The following is a 13,510-nucleotide window of genomic DNA, read 5'->3' on the forward strand; positions in this document are numbered from 1 at the left end:
AATTTTCTTCGCTTCGCACACCGCCGCTTGTTCAGGTCGGCCGCCTTTATTTCACAGCCACGATTTTCACAAGCATTTCCCCGCCCGGCGTTTGCACCGTCACCTCATCGCCGACGCGGCGGCCGAGAAGCGATTTCGCAATCGGCGAGTCGTTGGAAATTTTCCCTTCAAACGGATCGGCTTCAGCGCTGCCGACGATCGTATACGTCTCTTCCTCGCCGTCCGGCAGTTCAATGAACGTGACCGACTTGCCGAGCGAGACGACGTCCGGGTTTTCTTTGTCTTCTTCAATGATGACGGCGTTGCGGATCATGTTTTCAAGCATTTGAATGCGCGATTCGACAAACGCCTGCTCATCTTTGGCAGCATCGTACTCCGAGTTTTCCGACAAATCCCCGAACCCGCGCGCAATCTTAATGCGCTCCACCACTTCTTTCCGCTTGACCGTTTTTAAGTACTCAAGCTCTTGTTCCAGTTTCTCTTTTCCCTCTTTCGTCATCGGATACTGCTTTTCGTTCGCCATTCATCTCACTCCTCTATATTCTGCATTATTTGACACTCCACACGCCTAAAGGGCGTGGGATTCTTGGGTCGTTCGCGTCCTCATCCATTTCTGGTTCAGACAACGCAAAAGCTTCAGGGGTGTGTCATCACCCCGTCCCATCGGGTTACGATGTACCCCAATGGGCGGCGCACCTGTGACCAGTTCGCTAGGCGGCGAAGCCCGAAATCGCTTTGGCGATGTTGATGGCGCCATTCAAGTCGGCGTGGAGAGTGTATCCACACCTTTGGCATCGGAAGCGGATGCCGTTTCGGTTCGCTTTCTCTCGATGACCACATTTACACGTTTGGCTCGTGTAGGTTGGATCCACCCACTCGACCCGAATGCCTGCCATTTCCGCTTTATAGGCAATCATCGTTTGCAGTTGGTGGAACGCCCAAGCATGAAGGCTTCGCCCCGCTTCTTTGGCCGATGTTGCCCGCTTGCGAATCCCTGTCAACGCTTCCATCCGAATCACGCCAACACCGTTGGCGAGCGCAACATTCACGATTTGACGGCTGATTTTGTGATTTTGATCCTTCATCCAGCGGGACTCTTTGCGGCCGATTTTGCGAATCATCTGGAGCTTCTTCGCTTGGCCCAACGTTCGCCGCAAAGCCGCATAGCGTCGGCGCACAAAGGCGCATTGGCTCCCTTTGAAAAACAACGATTTCGTTCCCACGCTGGCCACAGCGATATAGCGAAGCCCAAGGTCAACCCCCATCACCTTTGTTTCGTGCCGCGGCTTGACTTCAAAGGTGATCGCGATCGCCAAATACCATTTCGTTCTCTTTTTGTAGAGCTTGGCCGCCCCTTGTTTGACGGTTCCATCGAGCAGCCGATTCAGCCACGCTTCTTGATAGGGGCGCGTGACGACCGGCACGCCAATTCGCTTCTCCAGTGTAGGGAAGGAAACCGTGTAGAACGATCCTTTCTTTTCCACCTTCACGTTTTGATTGTTAAAGCAACATCAGAATGTTCGAAACTTCTTTGTTTTCTGGTTTTTCTTTTGGGACTTCACTTCTCGAATCGTCTGATTCACGACGGCAGAAGGAAACCGCTGCGACGAAAACTCTTTAAATAGTTTGCTCGTTGCTTGATTCAGCTCGGGATGATTCAACACCCAATTCGCAAACGCGGTATTCACTTCTGTCATCCGCTCGTACATGTCTTGTTTGGCTTTCGTCGGCTTGTGCAGCTCCAGCCTTAGTGTGATCGTGGGCATGGATTCACCTCCTTGCGACGATTACATGATACCGTTTTTTTTTCATAATCATTCAATATAAGAAAACGGCTCGCTTTCATCTCACCCCTAAAGGAGTGGGCTTTCTCGCTCGCGGGTCTGTAAAACGTACGAACAGCAAAAACGGCTGTTCGTACGCTTACTTGTTATATAATATATTGTTTTGTCTCTGTTATGTTATTACAAAACCGCTTTTTGTTCAAGAACTGTACGAATTTTTGCCACCATTAAATCGATGGCGACGACGTTCTGTCCGCCTTCCGGAATGATCACATCCGCGTAGCGCTTCGTCGGTTCGACAAACTGGTTGTGCATCGGCCGGACGACGGACAAATATTGCTCGATGACCGAATCGAACGTGCGGCCGCGCTCTTTCATATCGCGGATGAGACGGCGGATGATGCGGATGTCCGGGTCGGTGTCGACATATACTTTAATGTCCATTAAATTGCGGAGTCGCTCATCCTCCAAGACAAGAATGCCCTCCACGATGATGACATCCTTTGGCTCCACGCGAATGACGTCGCTTGAGCGAGTGTGCAGCGTATAATCGTACACCGGCTTGTCAATCGGCTCATAGCGAAGCAGCTTATGAATATGCTCAATCAACAAATCGTTGTCAAACGCCAGCGGATGGTCATAGTTCGTCTTCAGCCGCTCTTCAAACGGAAGATGGCTTTGATCCTTGTAATAAAAATCTTGCTCGAGCACAAGAATCGAGTGATCGCCGAAATGGTCGTAAATCGCGCGGGCGACGCTCGTCTTCCCCGAGCCGGAGCCGCCGGCGACGCCGATGACAACGGGCTTCTTCCCCATCTTAATTCTCCTTTCTCATCATGTTGTACGGGAAGAGAGGGCGCTTGACCTTAAACTTCACGATTTGCAGCGGATGGCGCGCCGCATCAAGCTCGTTGCCGTCTTCGTCCCAAATTTTCTCAATCACTTGGGTGAAGTTTTCAATTTCCGGACCGAAAAATTCGACTTCATCGCCCGGGCGGAAATGGTTGCGCTGCTGGACGGTGGCGATGCCCGTCTCCGGGTCATAGCCAAGCACCAAACCGGCGAATTCATGCGTCGTTTTCCGGCTGTGCGTCCCGTACATATGGTTCGTATAATCCGGGAAGCCGTCAAAGAACGACGGCGCCGTCTCGCGGTTGGCGCATTTCTCCAGCTCCCGCACCCACTCTTCGCGGATCGTGAAATGGTCTGGGTCAGCGCAGTAGGCATCAATGACTTTCCGGTAGACACTGACAACCGTCGCCACGTAATGGATCGATTTCATCCGCCCTTCAATTTTCAAGCTATCCACACCCAATTCGATCATCACCGGAATGGCGCGGATTAAGTTCAAATCTTTCGCGCTCATCGCAAACGGGGCGTCCCCTTTTTCAAACAACGGAATTTCCCGGCCGTCCGAGAGCTGATACAAATCGTAATCCCAGCGGCACGACTGGCAGCATCCGCCGCGGTTTGAGTCGCGCGCCGTCATATGGTTGCTCAATACACAGCGGCCGGAGTAGGCGGAACACATCGCCCCATGGATGAACGCCTCGATTTCAATATCGACTTTCTCTTTGATCTGCCGGATTTCTTCTGCGCCCACTTCACGAGCGAGCACAACTCGCTCGAGCCCTTCCTCTTTCCAAAATTGGACCGCTTTCCAGTTGGTAAGCGATTGCTGCGTGCTTAAATGCACTTCAAGCTTCGGCGCCACCCGGCGCGCCGTTTCGATGATGAGCGGGTCGGCGACGATGATGCCGCAAACACCGGCATCTTCAAGCGCCCGCAAATAGTCATCAAGGCCAGGGATGTTTTCGTTATGGGCGTAAATATTGGCCGTTACGTATACTTTGGCTCCGTATCGATTGGCAAATTCGACCCCTTCGCGAATTTCCTCGATCGTAAAGTTGTCGGCGTTGGCGCGCAAGCTGTACTCTTGGCCTCCGATAAAGACGGCGTCTGCGCCGTAATGGACGGCGATTTTCAGTTTTTCCAAGTTGCCGGCCGGGGCGAGCAGCTCTGGCTTTTTCACAATGACGCGCTTGCCGTCAATGATTTCGGAGATGCGATCATTTTTTAAAAGCATGCTGCTTCCCTCCTTTTCTCAATAAATGGTCTCTTTGAAGAAAAATCCGGTGTCGATGCGGCGATGCGGCGGCTGAAGCGCTTCAACGGCCGCAAGCAGCTCCTCTTTTTCCCGTTCGTACCGCTCGCGGTCATCGGCGCATAAATCGATGGCGCGGCGGTACAGCTTCGTCACTTCGGTAATGTAGCGCGGCTCGTGCAAAATCCCGTCAATTTTAAAGCTGTCGATGCCGGCCTCGACCATGTCGCCGAGCTCATCGATCATGCAAACATCGTTCGGGCTCATAATATGCGTGCCGTTTTCGTCTTCAAAAATCGGATATTTGTTGTCGCGCTCTTTGTCGTAAAGAAACATCCCTTTTTCGTACTTCTTCCGTTCAACTTCCATCACTTTCCCTTGATATTCAAAATAGCTGCCGATCAGCGAGCGCTTCGATTGGTACATGCACATCGCGCCGTGCACTTGCACCTCGATTTCCACTTCGGCATGGGCTTTGATTTCCAAAATGGCGTCCATGTTCAACTCGCGGGCCAAGACGGCGCGCTTCGCCCCTTTCCGGCCCCAATAGTTGCACGCATACCAGTTCGTCGCTGTCGTCTCCGTGCTCCAGTGGAGCTTCATGTGCGGCGCCGTTTCTCGGACAGTCAAGAGCACCGCGGGATCGCCGAAGACGATGGCATCGGCGCCGACATCAGCCAAAAACGCGACGTAGTCGCCAAGCTCGTCCACTTTATCGTTATGGAAAATGGCGTTCATCGCCACATACACGTTCATGCCGCGCCGGTGGGCGGCTTTGACGGCGGCAGCGACATCATGGCGGGAAAATTCGCCGGCAAGCCGCAAACCGTAGCGCTGCTCGCCAATGATGACCGCGTCCGCTCCGGCTTCAGCCAGCTCGTCGATATGGGCAACGCTCGTCGGCGTCACGAGCAATTCGGGTTTTTTCACTGTTCTTCACCTCGTTTTTTCGATATGGCGAGCCCATCGCCGACCGGAATGATGACCGTATCATAACCGCTTCGACTCATGAGCCACTCATTGTAGCGGCGAATTTTTCGGGCGATGTTCCAAAGCCGTCGATTGTCCGCCGGCGCTTCGGCGGCGACGAGCCCCTTAAACAAGACGTTGTCGCTGATGATGAGGCCGCCTGCAGCCACAAACGGCTCATAGAGCGTAAAAAAGCGCTCATATTGCCCTTTGGCGGCATCAATAAACAGCACATCAAACGGCGCGGCGGCCGCCACATCGGCCTCGACCGCGAGCGCATCGCCCAACACCGCCTCGATTTGCCGCTTGGTGTTCGTCTTTTCGATGTAAAAACGGGCGCGCTCATACCGCTCCCGGTCTTTTTCGATCGTCACAATGCGCGCATCCGGCAGCGCCTTTGCCATCCGGATCGCCGAATAGCCGATCGCCGTGCCGATTTCCAAAATGCGGCGCGGCCTGATCAGCTTCAAGATGAATAACAGCACTTCGACGCTCACCGGATCCATGATCGGTATGCGGTGCCGATAGGCGTACTGCTCCATCTCCTCAATGTCCTCATCCGGCGCCGGACGCAGCTTTTGCAAGTACGAAACAATGTCATTGGAAAGCAAGAGGAATTCCTCCCTGCCGTCAGCAAACTGAAAAGCGCTCGCCAAAGTTGAACTATATATATAGATGCAACGAAATCGTTTAACATATCCTTGGCGGAAAAGTGGCTCATCCATTTTTGACTGTCGAAGGCAAGCCATAGGCTTGCCTCCGTCACGCTAAGGCGTGACGGAAGACCGAACAACGACTCGCTTCCAGACCCATTCATAGGTCTGGAAGCGGTGTTGTTCGGTCACTCGACAGTCGGATGAAATGACCGGTAAAAACGAAAAATGTTAAAGCTTTAAATTGCATCTATATAGATGCAACGAAGAAGTTTAATATATCCTTGACGGAAAAGCGGTTTGCCCATTTTCGACTGTCGGAGGCAAGCCACAGGCTTCTCCGTCACGCCTTGGCGTGACGGAAGACCGAACAACCGGCCTGCTTCACAGACCCATATGGGTCTGGAAGCGGCGTTGTTCGGTCGCCCGACAGTCGATCAAATACTCGGGAAAAACTACAAATGGTAAAGCTTCAAATTGCATCTATATACAACCCGGCATTTGCGCTTTGTCGTCATGAAAAATAAGAGCCGCAAAGGACTCTTATCGTTGGCCTGTTCAACTATACTACCATAAAACAGCGGAAAAGCGAAGCCGTTTCACCCCACCGGCCATTACCTTCCGTTTTGACCTATTGTTTTCCAATATGCTTCGCCTTTTCCCGGTTATGCTCGGCCAACGTTTTCGTAAAAATGACCTCGCCGCCCGGTGTCGCCAAAAAGTATAAATAGTCGGTCGCCGCCGGTTCAAGCGCCGCTTCGATCGACATTACGCCGGCGTTGGCGATCGGCCCCGGCGGCAGCCCTTTATGCATGTACGTGTTGTACGGCGAATTGACCTGCAAATCTTTATACAACACACGCTCTTTATGTTCGCCAAGGGCGTACAAAACGGTCGGGTCGGTTTGAAGCGGCATGCCGCGGTGCAGCCGATTGTAAAACACGCTGGCGATTTTTTCGCGGTCAGCTTTTTCCGTCGCCTCTTCCTCAATAAGCGACGACATCGTCAACAGCTGATGCGGCGACATGTTCTTTTCTTTCATCGCTGCCTTATATATGTCAAGCACAGCTGCCGTTTTCGCCACCATCGCCTCAATGATCTCTGAGAGCGGCGGCTTTTCGTCAGCAAACACATACGTCGCCGGGAACAAGTAGCCTTCCAGCGGATAGCGGATGCCTTTCCGAAAAATATCATCAGTCAACAAATCCGGGTGCATTTTCATCAGCCGTTCGATATACGCGCGATCGTTAAGCAATTTCATAATTTGTTCTTGTTTGTACCCTGTTTTCGCGGCAATGAGGTCAGCGATTTGCACCAATTGCGACCCTTCCGGAACGGTCAGCTTCAATCCGATTTTTAGCGATTTCCCCGTTTTTAACAGCTCGATGATGCGCGCCATTGGCATCGCCCGCGTCAACTCATACTCCCCAGCCTGGAAGCCGGATTCATTTTTCCAGCGGACATATAAGCGAAACACGGCCGCGCTTTTAATGAGCCGCTTTTGTTCGAGCTGCTCGGCAATCGCCGCCGCCGATGAACCGATCGGAATCGAGACATGGACCGGGGTGCGGTCATTCGGGTCGACGGGCTTAAGCGCTGAACGGATGTATAAGAAACTGCTGGCGCCGGCAATGACAAACGCCGCCAGCAGAACAGCACAGACAATCAAGACGATTTTCCGCACAAGCCGCGCCTCTTTGGCCCTCCAATCGTTCTGTTTCATCTTTGTCCTCCTTTCACCCGGCCATATTATACTACAAAGTTCCGCATTTTTCGCCCTTGACGGTCAAAAAATGCAAAGCCAGGGGAGGAAACGCGCCGGTCAATCGAAGCCCTTCGCAACATTTGTCGGACAAACAAGAAGATGTCTGAACCATTGCATGGAACACAACTTATCGTTTCTCAGGGCATAATACGGCAATAAGAAAAGGGGCCCCGATCCTTTTGGCCCCCTCTGCTGTCCGTTATTCGTCGTCTTCCTCTTCCTGTTCAGCGCAAAAAGTATTCCATACTTCTTCGATCATGTCCCACTCTTCTTCCGTCTCGATTGGGAGCAGTTCGCCTTCTTTGTTCTCATCCCCAGGGATGAAGGCGGAAACGTGCACTTCCGTCTCGCCGTTCTCATCTTCCGCCTCGACGCCGACCGGATAGTAAAACACATACGATTTGCCGAAATCATCCGATTCAAACGTAAACAAAATTTCGCACAGCTGCTCGTTGCCATGTTCGTCGACAACGGTAATATGACGGTCTCCGTGTTCCATGTTTTCTCCTCCAATTTATCGTTTACTGTCCAAATATGACTGCAAAATGACGGCCGCCGCCATTTTGTCGATCACTTTCCGCCGCTTTTTCCGGCTGACGTCGGCAGCGATCAACATCCGTTCGGCGGCCATCGTCGACAGCCGTTCATCCCAAAGCACAACGGGCAAAGAAAACTCCTCGCGCAATTTGGCGGCGAACCGCTCGCTTGCCTCAGCGCGCGGCCCGAGCGTGCCGTTCATGTTTTTCGGCCACCCGACGACAATCGTATCGACGCCGTACTCATCGATGATGGCGCGCAGCCGCTTTAAGCCGTAGTCGCCGCGCTCCGTATCAATGGCGATCGTCTCCAACCCTTGCGCTGTAAGGCCGAGTTCGTCGCTAACGGCAACGCCGAGCGTTTTCGTTCCCAAATCTAATCCTAGCGTCCGCATCAGGTTAATCCTTTCGTTGCCCCTGTAAATAGAATTTCACCAATTCCTCGATTAATTCGTCGCGTTCAATTTTGCGGATGAGCGCACGCGCATCTTTATGGCGCGGAATGTAAGCTGGGTCGCCGGACAACAAGTAGCCGACAATTTGGTTGATCGGATTGTAGCCTTTTTCCTGCAAGGCGCCATACACCGTCAACAACACTTCGCGAACGTTCGTCTCGGCCGGCTCCTCGGAAAAATGAAACTGCATCGTTTGGTCAAACGAGCTCACCGTTTCCACCTCGCTCCTTATTCAGGCACCCCGTCCTTTTACATCCATTGTACACGATCCGCGCCAATTAGGAAACGGATTTCACCCATGTTTCGACATAACCGAGCGCTTCGCCGACCTTGCTTGGGTCCTTGCCGCCAGCTTGCGCCAAATCCGGGCGCCCGCCGCCGCCCCCACCGCAACGCGACGCTACTTCTTTCACCAGCTTGCCGGCATGGAATCCTTTTTTCACCAAATCGTCCGTTACTGCGGCAATCAGTTGCACTTTTCCGCCCTGGGCGGACGCTAACACGATGACCGCCGTGCCGAGCTTTTGTTTCAAATCATCAGCCATGGCCCGCAGTTGGTTCATGTCATTGGCCTGCACTTTTGCCGCCAACACCGGCACGCCGTTTACATCTTTCACTTGACGGGTGAGGTGCTCAGCTTCCATATGGGCGAGGCGGGAAGCAAGCGATTCATTTTCGCGCTCGAGCTCTTTCAGCTCGGCAAACAGTCCGTCAAGACGCGCATTCAATTCTTTCGGGCTTGTTTTCAGTTTTTGCGCCGCCTCTTGCAAAATAGCAAGCTGTTCGCTCATAAAGCGGTATGCCGCTTCCCCGGTCACCGCTTCAATCCGGCGCGTGCCGGCGCCGATGCCGGACTCGGAGACGATTTTAAACAACCCGATGGCTGATGTGTTGGGCACATGGCAGCCGCCGCACAGCTCGAGGCTGTAGTCGCCGACTTTGACGACGCGGACGATGTCGCCGTATTTTTCGCCAAACAGCGCCATCGCGCCCATCGCTTTCGCTTCCTCGAGCGGTTTATAAAAAATGTCAACCGGGAGGCTTTTCCAAATTTGTTCGTTGACGATGGCTTCGATGCGCTCGAGCTCCTCTGGCTTCACTTGCCCAAAATGGGTGAAGTCAAAACGAAGCCGGTCCGGGGCGACAAGCGACCCCGCTTGGTTGACATGGCGGCCGAGCACATCTTTTAGCGCTTGATGGAGCAAATGGGTCGCCGTATGGTTTTTTACGATGCGCATCCGCTTTGCTTCATCGACGCGCGCCGTATAGCGGGATCCTTTTTTCACCGTTCCGTATTCGACGATGATCGCATGAAGATGTTGGCCGTTCGGCGCTTTTTGCACATCTTTGACGACCGCTGTTCCTGTTTCGCTTTCAAACACGCCTTGGTCAGCGATTTGTCCGCCGCTTTCGGCGTAAAATGGCGTCACATCGACGATGATTTGCGCCTCTTCGCCGGCTTTCACTTCCTCGACAAGCCGCCCGTCTTTGACGATGGCGATGACCGTCGATGCGGCAACAAGCTCATCGTAGCCGACAAACCGGCTTTCATCTTTAATGTCACCGAGCACTCCGCCTTGGACTTGCATCGAATCGACATCTTGCCGGGCCGCGCGCGCCCGTTCGCGTTGCCGCTCCATCTCGCGCTCAAATCCGGCATGGTCGACCGTCATGCCCGCTTCAGCGGCGTACTCTTCCGTCAGCTCGATCGGAAAGCCGTACGTATCATACAGGCGGAACGCTTCCTCGCCCGGAATGACGTCGCTTCCTTGCTCTTTCGCCTTTTCGATCACCTCCGCCAATATGGCGAGCCCTTCATGGAGCGTTTCATGGAACCGTTCTTCTTCCGTCCGGATGACGCGGGCGATGAAATCGGCTTTTTCTTTCACCTCCGGATAGTAGTCGTGCATAATCTCGCCGACGACCGGGACGAGTTCGTACATAAACGGACGTTCAATGCCGATATGTTTCGCATAGCGCACCGCGCGGCGGAGCAGGCGGCGCAGCACATAACCGCGGCCCTCATTTGACGGCAGCGCCCCGTCGCCGATCGCGAACGTCACGGCGCGAATATGGTCGGCGATCACCTTAAAGGCGACGTCTTTGTCCGGATCTTCGCCATACCGCTCGCCGGCGATCTGCTCGGTCGCGCGGATGATCGGCAGGAACAAGTCGGTTTCAAAGTTCGTCGGCACGTCTTGCAAAATCGAGCACATCCGCTCCAAGCCCATGCCGGTGTCGATGTTTTTCTTCGGCAGCGGCGTGTACGTGCCGTCCGGGTTATGGTTAAACTGCGAAAAGACAAGGTTCCATACTTCTAAATAGCGGTCATTTTCCCCGCCTGGGTACAGCTCCGGATCGTTCGGGTCGTTGCCGAACGCTTCGCCGCGGTCGTAAAAGATTTCCGTGTTCGGACCGCTCGGGCCTTCGCCGATGTCCCAGAAGTTGCCTTCAAGGCGAATGATCCGCTCTTCCGGCAAGCCGATTTCGTTGCGCCAAATGTTGTACGCTTCCTCGTCTTCCGGATGGACAGTAACGGACAACCGTTCCGGATCAAAACCGATCCATTTGTCGCTCGTCAAAAACTCCCATGCCCAATGGATCGCTTCGCGCTTGAAGTAATCGCCGATCGAAAAGTTGCCGAGCATTTCAAAAAACGTATGGTGGCGCGCCGTTTTCCCGACGTTTTCGATGTCGTTGGTGCGGATCGATTTTTGCGCGTTGCAAATGCGCGGGTTTTCCGGAACGATGCGCCCGTCAAAGTATTTTTTCAACGTCGCGACGCCGCTGTTGATCCAAAGCAGCGACGGGTCGTCGACCGGAATGAGCGATGCGCTCGGCTCAACCGCATGGCCTTTTTCTTGGAAAAACTCTAAAAACATGCGCCGCACTTGGGCGGATGTCAGCTTTTTCATGATGATCCTCCCCTTTCGCCTTTTATATAAAAAAACTCCCATCCCCTGCAGGGACGAGAGTTATGCTCGCGGTACCACCCTGTTTATGGGCAAAAAACGCCCATCACCTCTTTGGCCGTAACGCAGCCTTGCGTCAGGTTTTGCCTGCGCTCCGGATTAGCCTTCTGTTGCCCTTCATCTGGAATTTCTTTCAGCCGCGGAAATTCCTCTCTGTGCGCGAGCTCGCGCGTTAAGATGGACTGCAACATACTCGATCCGTCATCGCGTTATGTATTCGCTTTTTTCATTGAAAGATTATAGACAAGCAGAGAGCATTTGTCAATGCGAAGCATAATGCTCTTTCCAATGGGCGATGGCCACTTTCAGCACCGCCGCCGTCGGAACGGCAAGAATGAGGCCGAGCACGCCGGCGAGCTCACCGCCGGCAAAGAGGGCGAGCATAATGACAAGCGGATGCATATGCACGCTTTTGCCGACGATCAGCGGCGACAAGATGTTCCCTTCTAAAAACTGCAAGGTAAAAATGATGACAAGCACGATCACGACCATTTTCAGCGAGACGGTGGCAGCCAAAATGACCGCTGGAACGGCGCCGATCAGCGGGCCAAAATACGGGATGATGTTCGTCACGCCAATGACAAAGCCGAGCAGCAGCGGATAATCCATGCCGGCAAGCCACAAGCCGAGCGCCGCCGCCAGACCGATCGCCGCACAGACGAACAGCTGGCCGCGAATGTAGCCGCCGAGCGATTCATCGACATCCTTCAAAAACGTCATCCCCGGCCCACGCCACCGCTTCGGTGTCATGTACCAAACCGCTTTTTTCAACACATCGATGTCTTTTAACATATAGAAGACGATAAACGGAATGATCAACAGCGTCGCCGCCGAACCGATGAACGATTTGGCGGCGTTGATCGCCATCGCGACGGCGGCCGCCGCTGCTTGCTCGATCTCGGCAAACATCGCCTCGATGCGTGTGTGCACCTCAAGCGGCCAATTCGACGTCTCGTCGTGGATGTGGCGCACCCATTGGCGGTATGTATTCATCAAAGACGGCAGCTGTTCATCCAGTTCACGCAACTGGGCGATGAATAGCGGCACGCCGCGGTACAAGCCGTAGCCGACCAAACCGAAAAACAACAAATAAATCAACAAAATGGCAAGGGCGCGCGGCATTCCTTTGCGATGGATGGATTCCACAAGCGGGTAGAGCAAATACGTAATAAACGACGCCAGCAAAAACGGCGTCAACACCGTTGCGATAAAATCGATGACCGGCCACCAAACGTCTTTCATCCGAACGATCAAATAGATGATTGCCGTAATCAGCAGCCATTTTCCGATGCGAAAGAACGACAGCCATTGTTGCTCGCCCATCGCCACACCTCCTACCGTTTAGTGTAGGAGATGCGGCGGGAAATATGCCTTCACCGCTTTTAGCACTATTTGACAGCCACAAGGCGCCGCCCCCGCGCAAAGGCGAGGGCGGCAGCGCCGTCAGCGGATCGCTTGCATCAAGCGGCGGCGCATCCTCCGCATCGTGCGACCGTTCATCCAATCGTTTCGTTGGGCGAGCTGATAAGCGGCGACGCCTAATCCGACTGCTAACAGCGACGTCATCATCCGGTTCATGCGTGTCCCCCCTAAAATTGGATCGTGCGTTCGTGGTCGTCAAACAAGTCGTCAAGAGAACTCAACGTTCCGTCTTCTTCCACTTGATGGGCGTGGATCATCCCTTTCGAGACGGACAGCTCAATAAAGCAATCCCAGCAGTAGTACTGGTTGACGCCGATTTTCCCTAAATTTTTTCGTTTGCAATTCGGGCAAATGAGCATGGACAGCCACTCTCCTTACATCGTTGTTTCCACGGTGACCACGCCTTCTCTGGCGGTGAACGGAGCGAGCTCCATTCGTTTCTTTCCTTCGGTCAAATCGGAAAAAAATCCCTCGCTGATCTCGTATCCGTCAATTTTGCCCAATTGCCCGTCAAAATATACGTCATCCAACAGTCCGATCGTTGTTCCGTCCGCGGCGACAACCATGCTGCCGGCGAGGCCGCGTTCGCCGTAAAGAGAGTGGCCGCTGTCAGGAGAAGGAAACGGCTGGAAGCTATCTGCATCACAGATGATGACTCGGTCGTTTTCGAACGACTGCACGGCTGAAAGCGGCAAATAGCGGCGACGGCCGAACAAACCGCCCTGTTCCGCGACAAGCCCTTTGACCGCGCCGTGGCTGGTAAACCAAATGTCAGCGATCGTTCCGACCATTTTTCCCGTCGTTTGTTCATAAATGGGAAGGCCCTTGATGTCGGAAAACGTCCGCATCG

At 53.6% G+C, this 13,510-nt stretch carries 14 protein-coding genes, 1 pseudogene and 1 other annotated feature; all 15 genes and pseudogenes read right to left on the bottom strand.

The genetic code is table 11. The features are described from left to right. Window positions 1-46: 46 nt before the first annotated feature. On the bottom strand, window positions 47-523 hold the full coding sequence (gene greA, locus GYMC52_RS12945) for a transcription elongation factor GreA (RefSeq protein WP_011232025.1): 477 nt from the start codon (window positions 521-523) through the stop codon (window positions 47-49). Between the two features lie 187 nt (window positions 524-710). After that, window positions 711-1,766: pseudogene (locus GYMC52_RS12950) on the bottom strand (RNA-guided endonuclease TnpB family protein). A gap of 198 nt (window positions 1,767-1,964) precedes the next feature. Beyond that, the gene (gene udk, locus GYMC52_RS12955; RefSeq protein WP_013524198.1) at window positions 1,965-2,600 is read right to left on the bottom strand and encodes a uridine kinase; all 636 of its coding nucleotides are present in this window, start codon (window positions 2,598-2,600) and stop codon (window positions 1,965-1,967) included. Window position 2,601: 1 nt separating this feature from the next. Continuing rightward, the gene (locus tag GYMC52_RS12960) at window positions 2,602-3,870 is read right to left on the bottom strand and encodes a peptidase U32 family protein (protein ID WP_011232027.1); all 1,269 of its coding nucleotides are present in this window, start codon (window positions 3,868-3,870) and stop codon (window positions 2,602-2,604) included. Window positions 3,871-3,888: 18 nt separating this feature from the next. Then, window positions 3,889-4,818, bottom strand: a complete 930-nt coding sequence (locus GYMC52_RS12965) for a peptidase U32 family protein (RefSeq protein WP_011232028.1) — start codon at window positions 4,816-4,818, stop codon at window positions 3,889-3,891. Then, window positions 4,815-5,468, bottom strand: a complete 654-nt coding sequence (locus GYMC52_RS12970; protein ID WP_013144663.1) for an O-methyltransferase — start codon at window positions 5,466-5,468, stop codon at window positions 4,815-4,817. Before GYMC52_RS12970 ends, GYMC52_RS12965 begins: the two co-directional genes overlap by 4 nt. A gap of 673 nt (window positions 5,469-6,141) precedes the next feature. After that, a complete protein-coding gene (mltG, locus tag GYMC52_RS12975) occupies window positions 6,142-7,233 on the bottom strand; it encodes an endolytic transglycosylase MltG (protein WP_013524200.1) in 1,092 nt (363 codons plus the stop codon). Window positions 7,234-7,474: 241 nt separating this feature from the next. Then, window positions 7,475-7,774 (bottom strand): DUF1292 domain-containing protein, encoded by a 300-nt coding sequence (locus GYMC52_RS12980; protein ID WP_011232031.1) that lies wholly within the window; start codon window positions 7,772-7,774, stop codon window positions 7,475-7,477. A gap of 15 nt (window positions 7,775-7,789) precedes the next feature. Continuing rightward, the gene (ruvX, locus tag GYMC52_RS12985) at window positions 7,790-8,206 is read right to left on the bottom strand and encodes a Holliday junction resolvase RuvX (RefSeq protein ID WP_011232032.1); all 417 of its coding nucleotides are present in this window, start codon (window positions 8,204-8,206) and stop codon (window positions 7,790-7,792) included. Window positions 8,207-8,210: 4 nt separating this feature from the next. Further along, window positions 8,211-8,477: an IreB family regulatory phosphoprotein gene (locus GYMC52_RS12990; RefSeq protein ID WP_011232033.1), complete on the bottom strand. Its 267-nt coding sequence runs from the start codon at window positions 8,475-8,477 to the stop codon at window positions 8,211-8,213. A gap of 67 nt (window positions 8,478-8,544) precedes the next feature. After that, window positions 8,545-11,181 (bottom strand): alanine--tRNA ligase, encoded by a 2,637-nt coding sequence (alaS, locus tag GYMC52_RS12995; protein ID WP_013524201.1) that lies wholly within the window; start codon window positions 11,179-11,181, stop codon window positions 8,545-8,547. Window positions 11,182-11,227: 46 nt separating this feature from the next. Beyond that, window positions 11,228-11,452 (bottom strand) — a binding site (T-box leader). Window positions 11,453-11,499: 47 nt separating this feature from the next. Next, entirely contained in the window at window positions 11,500-12,561 is a 1,062-nt protein-coding gene (locus GYMC52_RS13000; RefSeq protein ID WP_013524202.1) for an AI-2E family transporter, read from the bottom strand. 120 nt (window positions 12,562-12,681) lie between these two features. After that, entirely contained in the window at window positions 12,682-12,816 is a 135-nt protein-coding gene (locus tag GYMC52_RS18865; RefSeq protein WP_013144658.1) for a YrzQ family protein, read from the bottom strand. A gap of 11 nt (window positions 12,817-12,827) precedes the next feature. Continuing rightward, the gene (locus tag GYMC52_RS13005) at window positions 12,828-13,019 is read right to left on the bottom strand and encodes a hypothetical protein (RefSeq protein WP_008881018.1); all 192 of its coding nucleotides are present in this window, start codon (window positions 13,017-13,019) and stop codon (window positions 12,828-12,830) included. A 15-nt stretch (window positions 13,020-13,034) separates the two neighbouring features. Then, entirely contained in the window at window positions 13,035-13,508 is a 474-nt protein-coding gene (locus GYMC52_RS13010; RefSeq protein ID WP_011232037.1) for a PRC-barrel domain-containing protein, read from the bottom strand. Window positions 13,509-13,510 lie beyond the last annotated feature (2 nt).

The organism is Geobacillus sp. Y412MC52, assembly GCF_000174795.2.
GTDB classification, from domain to species: Bacteria; Bacillota; Bacilli; order Bacillales; family Anoxybacillaceae; genus Geobacillus; species Geobacillus thermoleovorans.

Coding starts and splice junctions, on each gene's coding strand:
- greA (WP_011232025.1), bottom strand. CDS start 523: ATGGCGAACGAAAAGCAGTATCCGATGACGAAAGAGGGAAAAGAGAAA.
- udk (WP_013524198.1), bottom strand. CDS start 2,600: ATGGGGAAGAAGCCCGTTGTCATCGGCGTCGCCGGCGGCTCCGGCTCG.
- GYMC52_RS12960 (WP_011232027.1), bottom strand. CDS start 3,870: ATGCTTTTAAAAAATGATCGCATCTCCGAAATCATTGACGGCAAGCGC.
- mltG (WP_013524200.1), bottom strand. CDS start 7,233: ATGAAACAGAACGATTGGAGGGCCAAAGAGGCGCGGCTTGTGCGGAAA.
- GYMC52_RS12980 (WP_011232031.1), bottom strand. CDS start 7,774: ATGGAACACGGAGACCGTCATATTACCGTTGTCGACGAACATGGCAAC.
- ruvX (WP_011232032.1), bottom strand. CDS start 8,206: ATGCGGACGCTAGGATTAGATTTGGGAACGAAAACGCTCGGCGTTGCC.
- alaS (WP_013524201.1), bottom strand. CDS start 11,181: ATGAAAAAGCTGACATCCGCCCAAGTGCGGCGCATGTTTTTAGAGTTT.
- GYMC52_RS13000 (WP_013524202.1), bottom strand. CDS start 12,561: ATGGGCGAGCAACAATGGCTGTCGTTCTTTCGCATCGGAAAATGGCTG.
- GYMC52_RS18865 (WP_013144658.1), bottom strand. CDS start 12,816: ATGAACCGGATGATGACGTCGCTGTTAGCAGTCGGATTAGGCGTCGCC.
- GYMC52_RS13005 (WP_008881018.1), bottom strand. CDS start 13,019: ATGCTCATTTGCCCGAATTGCAAACGAAAAAATTTAGGGAAAATCGGC.
- GYMC52_RS13010 (WP_011232037.1), bottom strand. CDS start 13,508: ATGCGGACGTTTTCCGACATCAAGGGCCTTCCCATTTATGAACAAACG.